The following is a 15,193-nucleotide window of genomic DNA, read 5'->3' on the forward strand; positions in this document are numbered from 1 at the left end:
GAGCCGACTCGGCAGAAATGCCACTGTCGTACTACCACGGAGACCAGCACGATGACCCACGCCGATCACCCCGACGCTGCCGAGCAGGTACACACCGTTCTGGTGTACAGCCCGATCATCGAGCGCCGCGACGCAGTCCGCACCGCTATCGGACGTCGCCCGGCCAAGGACGTCGGCCGGATTGAATGGATCGACTGCTCGACGTACGACGAGGTGATCGAGAACGTCGATCGCGGGGGAATCGCGCTGGCGATCCTGGACGGCGAGGCGCAGCCTACCGGCGGAATGGGCCTGGCTCGGCAGATGAAGTACGAGCTTGAGGATTGCCCGTCCGCGCTTGTCGTTGTGGCCCGTGAGGCCGACCGTTGGCTGGCCACATGGGCGCTGGCCGATGCGGTCCTGGTGTACCCGGTTGATCCGCTGACAGCCGGCGAGGTTGTCGCAGAGCAACTGCGGAACCGGACTGCCGGCGTGCCTGTCCTGCGATGAGCGCGCAGCACACCTGGCCGTCTGTGCTGGGGGCACTGCTGGGCGATCGCGGCGTGTCCCGCGAGGCAGCAGCGTGGGCGATGAACGAGATCATGGCCGGCGCGGCGACGAACGCGCAGACGGCCGGATTCGCGGTAGCGTTGCGCGCTGCCGGCGAAACGCCGGAGGTCGTGGCTGGCATGGTGGACACGATGCTTCAGAACGCGGCCGACGCGAGCGCGCCGGCGGGCTGCGTGGACATCGTCGGTACCGGCGGCGATCAAGCCCATACGGTAAATATCTCCACTATGTCGGCGATCGTCTCCGCCGGTGCGGGGGTTCAGGTTGCCAAACATGGTGGGCGTGCGGCGAGTTCGGCATGCGGTGCGGCCGACGTTCTCGAGGAACTCGGGGTCAAACTCGGCCTCGACGGCGACGGTGTGGCGCGGTGCATCAACGAAGTCGGGATCGGCTTCTTCTTCGCGCCCAATTTTCATTCCGGAATGCGTTACGCCGGGCCGGCTCGCAAGGAGCTCGGCATTCCGACCGTCTTCAACTTCCTCGGGCCGCTGTCGAATCCGGCGCGACCGAGTGCCATGGCCGTTGGCTGCGCAGATGAGCGGATGGCGCCGATCATGGCCGACGTGATGCGGATGCGTGGCGTCTCGGCGCTCGTATTCCGCGGCGATGACGGCCTGGACGAACTGACCACGACCACGACCTCGCGGGTATGGGTGGTACCAGCCGATGGCTCGCCGGTGCAACAACAGCAACTCGATCCGGCGTCACTGGGTATCGGAGCGGCCCAACCCGAAGATCTGCGCGGCGGACCACCCGAGTTCAACGCTCAGGTGGTGCGCGATCTGCTCAATGGGGCGACCGGCCCGGTGCGTGAGGCGGTTGTGCTGAACTCGGCCGCGGCCATCATCGCGCACGACGGCGTACCGGCGTCCGCGGTCGAGGTGCAAGCGGCGTTCCCGGAGGCGCTGCGCCGTGCGAGTGAGGCGATCGACTCAGGAGCTGCTGCCAGTGTGCTTGAGCGGTGGATTGCCGTCAGCAACGCATAGCGCCATCGTTCACGACCGCCAGGGTTCGCCCCGGCAGGGTGCGTGGCGTTAGAGGCCGATGCTGAAGGTGGACTCCAGATCGTGCTGGGAGAACGCCTGGAAGGCGATGTGGGTGTCGGTATCGATGACCCCCTCGGTCTTATTGATCCGACCTGAGACCACGCTGGCGATCTCGTCGAACTCGCGCACTCGCACGATGGCGATCATGTCGATATTGCCGGCGACCGAGTACACCTCGCTCACGCCCTCGATATCGGCGAGGCGCTGTGCCGTCTCGGGGATCGCGTTGGTGGCGGCGGTGATCATAACGATCGCGGTGAGCACCGGAATCTCCTCGCTGTCGGTGGTTGTCCCCAAATCGTAGCGCTCGGTCGGCGTCGCTCAGCGGGTACCGAACGCGTGGGCGTACCGCTGTGCCGAGGACGCGGGGCTCACTAGTTCGCCGTCTATGTCGACGAGGCGAGCTCCGCTGCTGATCATCCATCGTGCGAGCAACCGGGTCTCCTCATACTCATGCGCGATCGCTTCGGTGGCGTCATCCGGGAAGTGCTGCTCGGTGGCGCGCAGTTCGCGCGCGATAGGCAGCACCGAGGACGTGCGGTCGGCAACCGCGGCCGCCGCCAGTCGGCCGCGGGTAATGACGGCGAGGTCCCAGCGCCCTCCGGTGGCCGGCGCGGCCAGGACCATTCGGGCGACGGAGCCGAGTTGCTCGAGTTGCTGTGTTCTGCTCAGGCCGCTCACCAGCGAACGGGCACGATCGCGCACCTGGGCGGCGTCCTCGAATCGTTCGGCGTCCGATAGGCGTTGGATTCGGCGGTGCAGCGGCTCCAATAACGGTGACGGGTCTGCTCGGGCGGACTGAATGATGGGTGAGATCTGAGCGGCGTACTGCTCGGGGGTTTGGGTGCCGGTGCATGGTGCTGAGCACCTACCGAGCTCCGCCAGAGCACATGGTGTCGGCGCAGTGGTGGTGGTGATCCGGTCAGTGCAGCGTCGCACCAGGTTCGATTCGTGGATCGCATCCATCGCCGCGGTTGCGGCGCCGCGGGATCCGAATGGACCGATCTGCGCCAGCTCGCCGTCCCGCCGTCGGTGGACGATACTCAGTCGCGGAAAGCGTTCACTGGTCAAGCGCAACCACACCGAAGAACGGGCGTTCTTCGACCGTCGGTTGTAGCGCGGCGCGAGCGCGTCGATCAACCGCACTTCGCGGATCTGTGCCTCCAAGTCGTGCGCGCACTCGACGACGTCGACTTTCGTGGCGAGCTGCACCATCTCACGCATCCGAGCCCGCGGTTCACTGGCGGTGAAGTATGCCCGCACTCGTCGGCGTACCGACGAACTCTTGCCGACGTACAGCGCGGCTCCTTGCGCATCGCGGAAGATGTATACCCCAGGGCCGGTCGTTAATGGGTCGGCGAGGGTGCGTTTCGCGCGTTGCGCCGGGGTCGTCTCCTGTAGCAGCGCCAGTAACTCATCGACGGTGTGCACACCATTCGAGCCGCCGATTCGTTCCAGCAGCGCGTGCAGCACGTCGAGTGTCGCGCGCGCATCATCCAGCGCGCGATGGGTGGGTGTGGTGGCCGCGCCGAGGTGCGCTGCAAGCGTGCCGAGTTTGTGGTTGGGCACCTCACCGCCGACGAGGACGCGACGCGCCAACTGCAACGTGTCGAGCGTCCGATGACGAGGCCAGGCGAGGTCGGTAGCGCGGGCAGCAGCCTTGAGAAATCCCAGATCGAATCCGGCGTTATGCGCGACCACGATGGTCCCGGCGTTGAGACCGGCGAACTCAAGAAAAGTGGGGAGTACGCCGGTGATTGGTGGGGCTGCATCGACCATGCGATCGGTGATTCCGGTGAGCACCTGCACATAAGGGTCAATCGGAGCCTGAGGGTTGACCAGGGTATGGAATTCGCCGAGCACTTCACCGCCGCGCGACTTCACCGCACCGATCTCGGTGATGGCGTCCGCTGCCCGTGACCCGCCAGTGGTTTCCAGGTCGACAACCAGAAACGTGGCCTGACTCAGTGGTTCACCGATCTCATCAATGCTTAGTTGTGCGGGCAGGTGCGGCATGGCGAGCACCGTACGACGAGTCTCCGACAATTTTTGCGACCGAACCTCGGCCTCGTTGAGTTGCCGGTTCGGGCGGGAAATTTGTCGGTGTCCGTTCCTAGCCTGCTGTCATGATCATTGACTGCGATACTTGCCAGGCCAAACCGGAGGCGTGCGGCGACTGCATCATGACGGTGCTGGTGGAGGCCGATCCGATGGGAACCGACATCGACGATGCCTCGGCGAACGCTTTGATGGCGTTGGCGGACGGCGGCCTGGTGCCGCCGCTACGGCTGGTGCCGATGCTGACCGATCCGGATTCCAGCCGTCGCGCCGGATAACGGCGGTTGGAATTGTCACGAACCGGTGACGACGGTAACCTGTGCGTGGCCTTCAGAACTTAGGGGTCCGCAACGCGGCCCGCTGGATGCCACCGCCGAGACGTCATGTACGTGCCGGGGACCCGCGTTAGTTCTGGGGTGAATCGGAGCCCGTGCTCCGTAGGGCGATCTTCCCCGCCCGAATCCGTCAGCTAACCCGGTAGGCGGACAGAGGAAGAGGAGTAGGTCTTCGTGGTTGCCAAGACCCCACGTGTGCGTCGTGCCCTGTCCGTGACCGCGATCGCGACCTCGTGTGCTGTGGGCTTACTCATCGCTCCCGGCGCGGCACACGCCGTTCCGGAGAAGGACGCCGAGGCGATCCAGCAGGAAATCGTGCAGACGCAGCACGATCTGGGGATCATCGCCGAGGAGTACAACGCCGCGAAGATCGAGCTCGCCACGTTGAGCGACGCCGCCGAGCAAGCGCAGGCTGCCGCTGACGACGCGCTGGCCAAACTTGAGGACGAGCAGACCGCGCTCACCGAGACGAGTGTGGGTTTGTATAAGACATCGAGCGTTGGCAGCGCGACGACGATCCTCTCAGGTTCGACGCCCCAGGAAGTGATCGACAAGCTTTCCACGCTCGCGCAGGTCTCGGATTATCACGGTCAGTCCGTTGCTGCGTTGTTGGCCGGACAGGCCGAGGCCGATACCGCTGCCGCGGCCGCCGAGCAGGCTGCTGCGGATGCAGCCGCGGTAGAAAAGAAGTTGGCTAACAAGAAGGCCGATATCGAAGCAAAGCTGCCCAAACTGGAGGAGCAACTCGAGTCGCTGGACGCCCAGGAACGCGAAGCGGTGATGGCGCAGGCCGGCGGACATGCCGTCGCCGACGACGAGGAGAGCGTCACCGTTGAATCCGGCAGCGGCGGTAGCGCGACGGCGCAGGAAGCGGTACAAGCCGCCTTGTCGCGCCAAGGATCGCCGTACGTGTGGGCGGCGGCCGGTCCGTCATCCTTCGACTGCTCGGGGCTGATCGTGTGGGCGTACGCGCAGGTCGGAATTTCGTTGCCGCACCAGTCGGAGATGCAGGCCGCGGCAGGTCAAAGCCTGCCCGTCTCTCAGGCTGCCCCTGGCGACATCCTATGGATGCCAGGCCACGTCGGTATGTACATCGGTAATGGGCAGGTAGTGCACGCGCCGACGTTCGGCGATGTCGTACGCGTCGTTCCTGTCGGCGAGATGGGCTGGCAGTCGGCCACCCGCATCGCCTAGTTGAGGCGCTCACATTGACGCCGTTGCACGAATCCACTCGACGGTGAAGACGCTCGTCGTCACGAACGACTATCCGCCCAGGCAGGGCGGTATCCAGACGTTCGTGCGTGCGATCGTCGATCAGTTCGACCCCGACGACATCGCGGTATACGCCTCGAGTTCGCCCGGCGCGGCGCAGTACGACGCTCAGGCGCCGTTCGAAACCGTGCGGGCGAACACCCGCATCCTGCTGCCGACCCGGGCCGTCACCCGTGAGGTCACCGCGATGATGCGCCGGGTCGGTGCAGATCGCGTCTGGTTCGGGGCCGCGGCGCCCTTGGGCCTGATGGCGCCGAAATTACGTGCGGCGGGAGCGGCGCAGTTGGTTGGCACAACGCACGGGCATGAGACCGGCTGGGCGATCACGCCAGGCACCCGTCAGACCCTACGCGCGATTGCCCGCGGGCTAGACGTGACGACGTACATCACGAACTACACCGGTTCAAGGCTGGCTCCGTTGTTGGATCCGGTGACGACCATGCGCCGGCTCTCGCCCGGAGTGGACGTCGAGCGATTCTCGCCGAGCGTTGATGGGTCGCCGCTGCGCGAACGGTTCGGCCTCACCGACCGCCTAGTGATCGGCTGTATATCCCGTCTGGTGCCACGCAAGGGGCAGGACGTGCTGATCGAGGCGATGCCGGCGATCATCGCGCGTCATCGCGACGCCGCGCTCATGATCGTCGGCGGGGGGCGGTATGAAGCCGCGCTGCGCCGCCGGGTCGCCCGGGCCGGGTTGCAACGGCACGTCATATTCACCGGTGGGCTGGCTTATGACGAACTACCGTCGGCATACGCGGCTTGTGACGTGTTCGCAATGCCGGCGCGTACCCGCAACCAGGGCTGGGACGTCGAAGGACTGGGCATGGTCTATCTCGAGGCGGCCGCGACGGGGAAGGCGGTGATCGCCGGCAACTCCGGAGGCGCGCCCGAGGCTGTTCGGCACGGCGAGACCGGGCTCGTCGTTCAGCGACCCCAGTCGCCGACGGCTGTGGCCGCAGCACTCGGTGAACTGCTGGACAACCCGGCGCGCGCAACCCGCATGGGTGCTCACGGGCGCGAATGGGTCATCGACGAATGGACCTGGAATCGACAGGCCGGGGTGCTGCAGGAACTGCTTGGCGGGTAAGGACGCGGATCGCTAACCGTAGAGGGCGTCGATGTCGTCCGCGAACTCGGCCAGCACGGCCGGACGGCGTAACTTCAGCGAGGGTGTGAGCTGGCCGCCTTCGACGGTGAAATCATTCGGCAGTACCTCGAACTTCCGAATCGCCTCCGCGCGTGAGACTGCCTTGTTGGCGTAGTCCACGGCGCGCTGTAGCCCGGCGCGTACGTCGGAGTTGCGCATAGCCTCATCCGGGGACATCGCCGGCAAACCGTGATCGGCGAGCCACCCGGAAAGCATCTCGACGTCCAGTGTGATCAGCGCGCCGATGAACGGTCGGCGGTCGCCGACGATGATGCATTGGCTGACCAACGGATGCGCCCGCAGCCTGTCCTCCAGCACGGTCGGTGCGACGTTCTTACCGCCGGCCGTCACGATGAGGTCTTTCTTGCGCCCGGTGATCGTCACGAAGCCTTCGGCATCGATCTCGGCGAGATCGCCTGTATATAGCCAACCGTCACGCAGCGTCGCGGCCGTTTCGTCGTCGTTCTGCCAGTACCCCTTGAACACATTCGGCCCGCGGACGAGCAGTTCGCCATCGTCGGCAACGCGCAGCGTGCCGCCCGGTATTGGGCGACCGACGGTGCCGATCTTGTTGTGCTGTGGCGTATTCAGCGCGGCCACCGGGGAGGTCTCGGTCATCCCGTAACCTTCGATCACCTCGATGCCGACGCCCCGGAAGAAATGGCCGAGCCGCTCACCGAGAGGTGCCCCGCCGGAGACGCTATAGGCGCACCGCCCGCCAAGAGCATCGCGCAACTTGGCTCCCACCAGGCGGTCTAAGACGGCGTGCAACAGGCGCACGTGTGGTGGGATCGAACCGGTCGACTTCGCCCGCGACCAGGTGATGGCGGTTCGTGACGCGAGATCGAAGAGTTTCGCCTTGAGTCGACCACGCGCTTTCTGCTCTGCGGAGTTATAGACCTTCTCGAAGACGCGTGGGACGGCCAGCAGGAAGGTGGGCCGAAACTCGGCGAGGCGTTCCATGAGCGCCGAGATGTCCGCTTCGTGTCCCACCCGGGCGCGGGCTGTGAACGCGCCGAGTTGAATGATCCGCGCGAAGACGTGCGCCAGCGGTAGGAACAGCAACGTTGAGGAACCCGGCTTGATGAACGTATCCAAATCACCGATGGCATTTCGGGCGTTCGAGACCAGGTTGGCGTGCGTGAGCCGGCACCCCTTCGGCCGCCCGGTGCTGCCGCTGGTGAACACGATGGTCGCGTCGTCCTGGCCGGCAGTGGCGGCACGCAACTCGGCGATTCGTTCGGCGGGGACCTCAGCGCCCTGGGCGCTGAGGTCCGCCAGCGCGTCGTCCTCGATGAGGAAGACCTGATCCAGCGCGCCGAGCTTCGGGCGCGCGCCGTCGACGCGTCGCATCAGCTCAGCATTCTCGACGAACGCGAAGCGAGCGTCGGTGCTGCCCAGGATCCACTCGATCTGGTCCTCGCTTGAGGTCTCGTACACCGGGACGACGACGCCGCGCGCGGCTTGCACGGCAAAATCGATCACGCCCCACTCGTACCGGGTGTGCGACATGAGACCGACGTGCTCGCCAGGCTTGAGGCCCGCGGCGACGAGCCCGCGCGCCAACTGCAGCACGTCCTCGGCGAATTCGGCGAATGTGACGTCGTGCCATGCGCCGTCGATTCGCCGCGCGTACGCCGGTTCGGTCGGGTAGCGCTGCGCGTAGTCGAACACCACGTCAGCGACGTTCACCTGCGCTGGGCAGTCATAAAGGGACGGAACTGAGACTTCGTGCACGTGCCCTCCTACGCCGAGAATATGTACGAGCCTAATAGGTTGCGCGATGCGTGAGGGCCACGCGCCCGCACCACGATTGTCAGTACGCTGGTCGGGCGTATCCCTGATTGAAGGAGTCGACACCCAATGACCGAGCATTCGACCCAGTCGATAGTCATCGACGCGGCACCGGAGCAGATCATGGAGGTCATCTCAGACTTCGATGCCTACCCCACCTGGGCCGGGTCGGTGAAGTCGGCGGACGTCGTCGAGGCAGATGAGAACGGCTGGGCAAGGACCGTCGACTTCGTGCTGGATGCCGGCGTACTCAAGGATCGCTACACCCTCGAGTACGACTGGGACAGTTACCCCGAGCAGGTCGATTGGCATCTGACCAAGGGATCTATGCAGAAGTCGCAGCACGGCAGCTATGCGTTGCAGGACAACGGCGACGGCACCACCAAGGTCACCTACTCGCTGTCGGTGGATCTCGCGATCCCCATGCTCGGCATGATGAAGCGCAAGGCCGAGAAGGTCATCATGGACACCGCGCTCAAAGAGCTCAAGAAGCGAGTTGAGTCGCTCTGAGCGCGACCACTACGGGGCTTCTCATCGCCGCCGACGACCCGGCCTCGGCGGCCGGCACGGCGTCCGCGCACGATTACCAGGCGCTGCGGTGGCCCGATGACGGGCCCCGGTTGCTCGAGGAGCAATGGGGAAGCATCGGCCCGGTACTTGACGCGCTGACCGCGCAGACCGGCGTACCGCGCACTGCCCCAGATGAAGCCGCGGCGATGCCCGGTATATCTACGATCGCCGTATCGCTCGCGCTACGCGACACGGCGCAGCGGACGGCGTTGATCGCCGAGCCTGCGGCGCTCACGAGTCTGACGTCGACCCTCACGCACCTGACGTACGCCCAGGCGCGGGTATTACCGATGCCGTTGGATGTGCTCGCCGGTCTCAATCGTGCACTGCGCGCAGTTTCTGCCGCAGCGAGTGCGCTGTCGGTCTCTGGGGACTTACTTGCCGCGCTGCGTACCCGATCCAGATGGGCTGCGCTGGTAGCCGCAGATGGGGAATCGGCGCGACGCGTTGCACGACATCTCGCGCTCACCGGTATCGCCGCTTTCGCACCCGGGACCGCGCTCGTGGATGGGTTGACGGCGGGACCAAGCGCACTCAGCAGTCCGTGGCTCCACGTCGAACAGGACGGTGAGGAGTACGAATTGCTGGTGTCAGCGCCGGGGATCGAGAAGGACGCGATGAGTGTCGCGCGTTCTACCGACGATCTGATCGTGACGGTCGACGGGATAGCGCATCCGATCGCGCTGCCGAGCGGACTGCGACGATGTGACGTGGTAGGCGGTACCGTCCGTGATGACGGGATCCGGGTGCGGTTCCGGCCGAAGGAGGGCGTCTGGCGTGAGTGAGGACGACGTTGGCCCGCTGGCCGAAGAATTGAAGTTGCTCGCGCTCGCGATACGAGCTCAGGATCCGAATGCGCCCGGCAGCGTGTTACGCACCGTCGGCGAGTACTTCGGCGGAATCGATCACACCGCGCGAGCGGAACCAGATATTCAGCGCATCGAGTTCTCATGAGTTGCATCGTCGGGGTGGATGTCGGCGGCACCAAGATTTCGGCCGCTGTCGTCGAAGACGATGGGACGTACGACGCTCCGCGGATCGTCGCCACCCCGATGAATGACGGCGAGGCGATCGAGTCTGCGGTCGTGGCGTTGGTCGAGACCGTACGCGCCGGTCGATCGCTCACCGCGGTGGGGATCGGTGCTGCAGGATGGATCGACGCGGAGCGCGATCTCGTGCGCTATGCCCCGCATCTCGCGTGGCGCGACTTGGCGCTCGGGCGCCGACTGGCCGAACGCCTCGGCGTACCGGTGTGGTTGGAGAACGATGCAAATGCAGCGGCCTGGGCCGAGTATCGCTTCGGCGCGGCGCGCGGGCACCGAGTTGCGTTGTGCGTGACGGTTGGTACCGGCCTGGGTGGCGGGATCGTGGTGGACGGCACGCTATTCCGGGGCGCTTTCGGAATGGCTGGCGAATGGGGCCACCTGCGGGTAGTGCCGGACGGCCGCCGATGTGCCTGCGGCAACCGTGGTTGTTGGGAGCAGTACGCCAGCGGGAGTGCGCTTGCCCGCGACGCACGCGAACTCATCGAGACCTCGCCGGGAACGATCGGTCGGCTGGCGGAACTGGTCGGATCCGGCGCACAGTTACTCACCGGTGCGGACGTGTCCGCCGCGGCGGCGGCCGGTGATCTCGCCGCGGTGGATCTCGTCACTGAGGCAGGTCGTTGGCTCGGTCAAGGGATTGCCGACATAGCTGCGATCCTTGACCCGTCCGTGATAGTCATCGCGGGCGGGGTGGCAGAGGTTGGTGAGCTATTTCTGGCGCCGGCGCGCGCGAGGTTCGGGCAGGTCTTCGCTGGCCGCGGTCACCGCTCGCACCCCGATATCGTCGCGGCGACGATGGGAGCGAATGCTGGCATCGTCGGGGCGGCCGACCTCGCTCGCTATCGAGGCGTCGGGACATCCGAATAGGGCGGCAGTACGCCTGAGCGGATGTCGTCAGGGAGGGTCACCCAAACCCCTGCTCGGACAGTGGAGGCAGCTAGACGCGAGCGCCGTCGTCGAAGGGATCGTCCGGACGGTCGCGCAGTTGCATCAGTAGGTACCCGACCCCGCCCCCAATCAGCACGACGCCGATCACCACCGACAGCGTGAAAGAAATCGGCAGCACAGTCGGTGAGAAAAGCGCGATACAGCCCGCGATCAACAGCACGATGCCGATGACCACCTTGCTCGTAGGTTTGGGCATCGGTGGGGGAGGTGGCGGCTCGTACCCCTCATCTTCTTCGGCCTCGATCTCGGCGAGCCAATCGCCGTCCGCCTTACGCCAGCCGCTCGACGGCCCTTCGGGTTCCTGAGGTGCTGCCGGCCGCGGCGCTACCTCTGGTTCCGGGCGGTCCGGCACGTGCGAGGGGCCATCGAGCGCACCGATAATTTCGGCGAACCGCGCATCAACCTCCTGCGCGTCGAGAGTTACTCGGCGTGCGCCGTACTCGCGGTGCGCCTCGTCTGCGACGGCGGCGGCATAAGACACCTTTTCCCCGTCGACGTACACCTCTCGAATGTCTGGGGAATCGGACCGGGCGACGTAGCAGGCAATCCGGGCATCGGACATCGCCGCGAGCAGCGACTCGGTCTCGTGGCGTTGGATGCTGCGGAGTCGGGTGTACGACGCGGCGATGAGCCCGTTGTGGCGATCGGGCCGTCCCTCAGGCTCTTCCAGCGTGCTCATGTCGTCCCGAGCCGATCAGAAATCCACTGCCGCGACGTATCGAAGATGTATTGCGCGTCGTAATCCAGCGTGGCGACGTGGAACGAACGCGGCAGCACGTGATGGCTGACATCGGTGCTGGCGATTCCCGACAGCAAGATCCGTGCCGACGCCGGTTCGACGATGTGATCGGTCGCGCTCTGGTACAGCACGACGGGCGTCGACACCATGCCCAGATCGCCGCGGGTGATGCCCCATAGTTCTTGTAGGGAGTACGCCGCGCGCAACGGCAACCGGGTGTAGGCCAACTCGCGTACGCCAGGTTTCGCGACGTCGTTCGAGATCCCGGGGAACGAGCCGACGAACCGCTGCAGCAGCGGGAGCAGGAAGGCATCGCGGCGTTCGGTCGACAGGGAGGGGTTGATCAGCATCGTGCCGAGTAACCGGTCGCCAAGCGACGTGGGGCCGTATTGCTGAGTCAACCGAATGGCGAGCGTTCCGCCCATCGAGAGCCCGGCGATAACGACCTTCTCGCAGTGCTCGCTCAGTCGAGCCAACGCACCCTCGAGCTCGCCGTACCAGTCGTGCCACCCGGTCGTGTTCATATCTCGCCAGGTCGTGCCGTGCCCTGGCAGTAGCGGCACGCTGACCGACCACCCAGAACGTTGCAGTTCGGCCGCCCACCCCCGCATAGCCTGCGGCGTGCTGGTGAATCCGTGCGCGAGCAGCACACCGACCCGGCGTCCCTCGCCGGTGTCGGCCAAGGTCTCGATGGGCTCGGCGCCGGGCATCGGTGTCACGGCTGTTTGCTGGGATGTCACGAATCTCTCCGCCATTGGTGAGGTCCGCTCGGCGAGCGCGGAATTCCTGGCACCCATGATGCCTTAGAGTCAGTGCACGTCGCCGGAGTTCGGTCACGGCGTCACCGCTTCGGCGGTATGGCCGGGCACCATCGGAAGGGTTACGCGCTTGTTCTACTGGTTGATGAAGTTCATCGTGATGGGTCCGCTGTTGCGGTTCTTCGGGCGCCCGAAGGTCACTGGCGCCGAGCACATTCCGAAGCGCGGCGGAGCAATCATCGCCTCGAACCATCTAGCGGTGGCGGACTCGTTCTATATGCCGTTGATGATTCGTCGTCGCGTGACTTTCCCAGCCAAGCAGGAGTACTTCACCACCGGCGGGTTGAAGGGGAAGGCAATGAAGTTCTTCTTCTCCGCAGCGGGGCAGGTTCCGATCGACCGCTCCAGCGGCTCAGCGGCGAACGCGGCTCTGATCACCTGCAAACGTTTGCTGGCTGAGGGCGATCTGGTGGGAATCTATCCGGAGGGCACCCGTTCGCCGGACGGTCGCCTCTACCGGGGTAAGACCGGTGTGGCGCGGATGGCGCTCGAGGCGCGGGTCCCGGTGATCCCGGTGGCGATGGTCGGCACGGACGAGGTGAACCCCGTCGGGTCGAAAATGTGGCGCCGTGGCCACGTGCAGGTTCGCTTTGGCGAACCGCTGGATTTCACCGAACTGCACGACAAGTCCGGTAACGCGCCCGCCGAACGCCAGATCACCGACCGGATCATGCTCGAACTTAAGCGGCTCGGCGAGCAGGAATACGTCGACATGTACGCGGCGAAGGTCAAGACGGTCATGGATAAGACAGGGCATTCCGCCGAGCAGGTTGTGCGTGACATCGTCGCCACCTCCAACGCGCCGCAGCGGCGCCTTGAGGACGTCGAGAAACCTTAATCCTCGGCCCAAGCCAGGCTGCGGCGCACGGCGTCCCGCCATTGTTCGTGGCGGCCGTCATCGCGTACGCCCCGGACCGGCTCGAAGGCGCGATCCTCGCGCCAGGCTGCGGAAATCTCCGCCATGGATCCCCACACGCCGCTCGCCAACCCGGCCAGGAACCCCGCACCGGCGGCCGTGGTGTCGGTGACCTGCGGGCGCCGCACCACGCAGCCGAGCTGATCGGCCTGCAGTTGGCACAACAGGTCGTTCTCGCTGGCGCCGCCATCGACTGACACGCTGGTCAGAGTGAGTCCGGTCTCGCCGGTCATCAGATCGATGACATCGCGGACTTCGAACGCGATCGCGTCGAGCGTTGCCCGGCACAGGTGGGCTCGGGTCGTGCCGCGGGTCAGGCCGAGGATGGTGCCGCGCGCGAGCGGATCCCAGTCCGGGGCGCCTAGACCAGTCAGGGCTGGCACGAACACGACGGACCCGCTGTCGGGCACCGAGCGCGCTAACGCCTCAGACTCGGCGGCGTTACCGATGATTCCCAGCCCGTCGCGCAGCCACTGGACGGCGGCGCCCGTGACGAAAATAGAGCCTTCGAGGGCAAACGTCGGGCCATCGCCGAGGTCCCACGCCAGGGTGGTCAGCAGTCCGGATCCGCTACGTACCGGATCGTTTCCGGTATTCGCGAGGATGAACGACCCGGTGCCGTAGGTGCACTTGACCGATCCAGGAGTGAAACATGCCTGGCCGAACAGCGCGGCTTGTTGGTCACCGGCGATTCCGGCGATCGGCAACGCACTGCCGTCGAGGCTGAGCACGGACGTTGTTGCGACGCGGCCGGACGATGTGGTGACCTCCGGCAGCGCGGCGCGTGGCGCCCCGAAGAGGTCGCACAGTTCATCGCTCCACTGCCCGGCGAACGTGTCGTACAGCAACGTGCGGCACGCATTCGTCACATCGGTGACGTGCAGCCCGCCGGTCATCCGGGCGATTAAGTACGAGTCAACGGTGCCCACGGCGTACCGACCGGACGTCACGCCCGCCCAAACCTCGGGTTCGTTCCGAGCGATCCACATCAGTTTTGTGGCCGAAAAGTACGGATCGAGGCGCAACCCGGTCAGGTCGCGCACGCGCGCTTCATGTCCCGCCTCGCGTAGTTCGGTGCAAATGGCTGCGCTGCGACGGTCCTGCCAGACGATCGCTGGCCGCGGCGCGGCGAAGGTAGCCCGGTCCCACAGCACGACAGTTTCACGCTGGTTGGTTATCCCGATACTTGTAGGCGGCTGCTCGGCTGCATCCAAGGCAGCGCGACAGGCCGCGAGCATCGCTCCCCAGATCGACTCCGGATCATGCTCAACCCAGCCAGGTCGAGGGAACAGTTGCGGGAATTCGCGGTAGCCGCGCGCGGTCACCGCGCCGTGCTCATCGATGACCAGGGCGGTGACGCCGGTCGTGCCGGCGTCGATGGCGAGAACGGGCATTCATCGATGCTATGCGGTCCGCCTCGCGACCAAACGCGCATCGACTAGGTTCGGTGCGTGCGCTTCTTCTACGACACCGAATTCATCGAGGACGGCGTCGGCATCGATTTGGTGTCGATCGGCATCGTCGACGAGACCGGTCGCGAGTATTACGCCATCTCCGCTGAGCACGACCCGTCAAAAGCCGGGCCGTGGGTACGCCGCAATGTGCTCGATCAGCTGCCGTCGCCGTCCAGCAAACTGTGGCGCAGCCGTTCGACGATCCGCGATGAGGTGCTCGAGTTCCTACTGGCTCCCGGCGAGCCGATCGAACTGTGGGCCTGGGTGGCGGCGTACGACCACGTCGCGCTGTGCCAGTTGTGGGGCGATATGACGCGCCTGCCCAAACAGATCCCGCGATTCACCCACGAGCTCAAACAGCGATGGGAGGACCGGGGGTCCCCGAAACTGCCACCTGCTGAGGTGAATGCGCACGACGCGCTGGTGGATGCGCGGCAGAACCTGACGCGGTGGCGGTTGATCCACGGCGAGTAGCCGGTGTAGGCGGGCATAGAATCGAGC

At 65.6% G+C, this 15,193-nt stretch carries 17 protein-coding genes and 1 riboswitch; of the genes, 11 read left to right on the plus strand and 6 right to left on the minus strand.

Annotated elements, in window-relative coordinates; translation table 11 throughout:
* Nucleotides 1-51: 51 nt before the first annotated feature.
* Complete coding sequence (locus tag E1H16_RS06915) at nucleotides 52-489, plus strand: hypothetical protein (protein ID WP_134322990.1); 438 nt, start codon at nucleotides 52-54, stop codon at nucleotides 487-489.
* Nucleotides 486-1,535: an anthranilate phosphoribosyltransferase gene (trpD, locus tag E1H16_RS06920; RefSeq protein ID WP_134322991.1), complete on the plus strand. Its 1,050-nt coding sequence runs from the start codon at nucleotides 486-488 to the stop codon at nucleotides 1,533-1,535. Before E1H16_RS06915 ends, trpD begins: the two co-directional genes overlap by 4 nt.
* 48 nt (nucleotides 1,536-1,583) lie before the next feature.
* On the opposite strand, the gene E1H16_RS06925 is transcribed toward trpD, so the two are convergent.
* Both E1H16_RS06925 and E1H16_RS06930 read right to left on the minus strand, forming a co-directional pair.
* A complete protein-coding gene (locus tag E1H16_RS06925) occupies nucleotides 1,584-1,859 on the minus strand; it encodes an Lrp/AsnC family transcriptional regulator (RefSeq protein ID WP_134322992.1) in 276 nt (91 codons plus the stop codon).
* 57 nt (nucleotides 1,860-1,916) lie between these two features.
* Nucleotides 1,917-3,611 carry a DEDD exonuclease domain-containing protein gene (locus E1H16_RS06930; protein ID WP_134322993.1) on the minus strand — a complete coding sequence of 565 codons (1,695 nt, stop codon included), beginning with the start codon at nucleotides 3,609-3,611 and terminating at the stop codon, nucleotides 1,917-1,919.
* 110 nt (nucleotides 3,612-3,721) lie between these two features.
* Here E1H16_RS06930 and E1H16_RS06935 point away from each other — a divergent pair, with 110 nt between their 5' ends.
* The 3 genes from E1H16_RS06935 to E1H16_RS06945 all read left to right on the plus strand — a co-directional run bounded on the left by E1H16_RS06935 (nucleotide 3,722) and on the right by E1H16_RS06945 (nucleotide 6,347).
* Nucleotides 3,722-3,931, plus strand: a complete 210-nt coding sequence (locus tag E1H16_RS06935) for a hypothetical protein (protein ID WP_134322994.1) — start codon at nucleotides 3,722-3,724, stop codon at nucleotides 3,929-3,931.
* A gap of 83 nt (nucleotides 3,932-4,014) precedes the next feature.
* A riboswitch (cyclic di-AMP (ydaO/yuaA leader) is annotated at nucleotides 4,015-4,152 on the plus strand.
* A gap of 10 nt (nucleotides 4,153-4,162) precedes the next feature.
* Nucleotides 4,163-5,182 carry a C40 family peptidase gene (locus E1H16_RS06940; RefSeq protein ID WP_134322995.1) on the plus strand — a complete coding sequence of 340 codons (1,020 nt, stop codon included), beginning with the start codon at nucleotides 4,163-4,165 and terminating at the stop codon, nucleotides 5,180-5,182.
* Between the two features lie 43 nt (nucleotides 5,183-5,225).
* On the plus strand, nucleotides 5,226-6,347 hold the full coding sequence (locus E1H16_RS06945; protein WP_134322996.1) for a glycosyltransferase family 4 protein: 1,122 nt from the start codon (nucleotides 5,226-5,228) through the stop codon (nucleotides 6,345-6,347).
* A gap of 12 nt (nucleotides 6,348-6,359) precedes the next feature.
* On the opposite strand, the gene E1H16_RS06950 is transcribed toward E1H16_RS06945, so the two are convergent.
* Entirely contained in the window at nucleotides 6,360-8,144 is a 1,785-nt protein-coding gene (locus E1H16_RS06950) for an AMP-dependent synthetase/ligase (RefSeq protein ID WP_134322997.1), read from the minus strand.
* Nucleotides 8,145-8,270: 126 nt separating this feature from the next.
* On the opposite strand from E1H16_RS06950, the gene E1H16_RS06955 reads away from it, so the two are divergent.
* From E1H16_RS06955 to E1H16_RS06965, 4 genes are all read left to right on the plus strand, one after another.
* Nucleotides 8,271-8,711: an SRPBCC family protein gene (locus E1H16_RS06955; RefSeq protein WP_134322998.1), complete on the plus strand. Its 441-nt coding sequence runs from the start codon at nucleotides 8,271-8,273 to the stop codon at nucleotides 8,709-8,711.
* A 110-nt stretch (nucleotides 8,712-8,821) separates the two neighbouring features.
* Nucleotides 8,822-9,556 (plus strand): ArsA family ATPase, encoded by a 735-nt coding sequence (locus E1H16_RS06960; RefSeq protein ID WP_134322999.1) that lies wholly within the window; start codon nucleotides 8,822-8,824, stop codon nucleotides 9,554-9,556.
* Complete coding sequence (locus E1H16_RS18365; protein WP_166741654.1) at nucleotides 9,549-9,725, plus strand: hypothetical protein; 177 nt, start codon at nucleotides 9,549-9,551, stop codon at nucleotides 9,723-9,725. Before E1H16_RS06960 ends, E1H16_RS18365 begins: the two co-directional genes overlap by 8 nt.
* Complete coding sequence (locus E1H16_RS06965) at nucleotides 9,722-10,684, plus strand: ROK family glucokinase (RefSeq protein WP_134323000.1); 963 nt, start codon at nucleotides 9,722-9,724, stop codon at nucleotides 10,682-10,684. The genes E1H16_RS18365 and E1H16_RS06965 overlap by 4 nt, the downstream gene beginning before the upstream one ends.
* A 70-nt stretch (nucleotides 10,685-10,754) precedes the next feature.
* Here the strand turns inward: E1H16_RS06965 and E1H16_RS06970 are convergent, their stop codons facing one another.
* Nucleotides 10,755-11,444 carry a hypothetical protein gene (locus tag E1H16_RS06970; RefSeq protein ID WP_134323001.1) on the minus strand — a complete coding sequence of 230 codons (690 nt, stop codon included), beginning with the start codon at nucleotides 11,442-11,444 and terminating at the stop codon, nucleotides 10,755-10,757.
* Nucleotides 11,441-12,244, minus strand: coding sequence for an alpha/beta hydrolase (locus E1H16_RS06975; RefSeq protein ID WP_208378906.1), 804 nt, complete (start codon nucleotides 12,242-12,244; stop codon nucleotides 11,441-11,443). Before E1H16_RS06975 ends, E1H16_RS06970 begins: the two co-directional genes overlap by 4 nt.
* Before the next feature lie 163 nt (nucleotides 12,245-12,407).
* On the opposite strand from E1H16_RS06975, the gene E1H16_RS06980 reads away from it, so the two are divergent.
* Nucleotides 12,408-13,160 (plus strand): lysophospholipid acyltransferase family protein, encoded by a 753-nt coding sequence (locus E1H16_RS06980; protein WP_208378907.1) that lies wholly within the window; start codon nucleotides 12,408-12,410, stop codon nucleotides 13,158-13,160.
* Here E1H16_RS06980 and E1H16_RS06985 read toward each other — a convergent pair.
* The gene (locus tag E1H16_RS06985; RefSeq protein WP_134323003.1) at nucleotides 13,157-14,632 is read right to left on the minus strand and encodes an FGGY family carbohydrate kinase; all 1,476 of its coding nucleotides are present in this window, start codon (nucleotides 14,630-14,632) and stop codon (nucleotides 13,157-13,159) included. The two genes, E1H16_RS06980 and E1H16_RS06985, sit on opposite strands and share 4 nt — an antisense overlap.
* A gap of 57 nt (nucleotides 14,633-14,689) precedes the next feature.
* Between E1H16_RS06985 and E1H16_RS06990 the strand changes: the two genes are divergently transcribed.
* Entirely contained in the window at nucleotides 14,690-15,166 is a 477-nt protein-coding gene (locus tag E1H16_RS06990) for a polyadenylate-specific 3'-exoribonuclease AS (protein ID WP_134323004.1), read from the plus strand.
* Nucleotides 15,167-15,193 lie beyond the last annotated feature (27 nt).

The organism is Cumulibacter soli (assembly GCF_004382795.1).
Lineage (GTDB): Bacteria > Actinomycetota > Actinomycetes > Mycobacteriales > Antricoccaceae > Cumulibacter > Cumulibacter soli.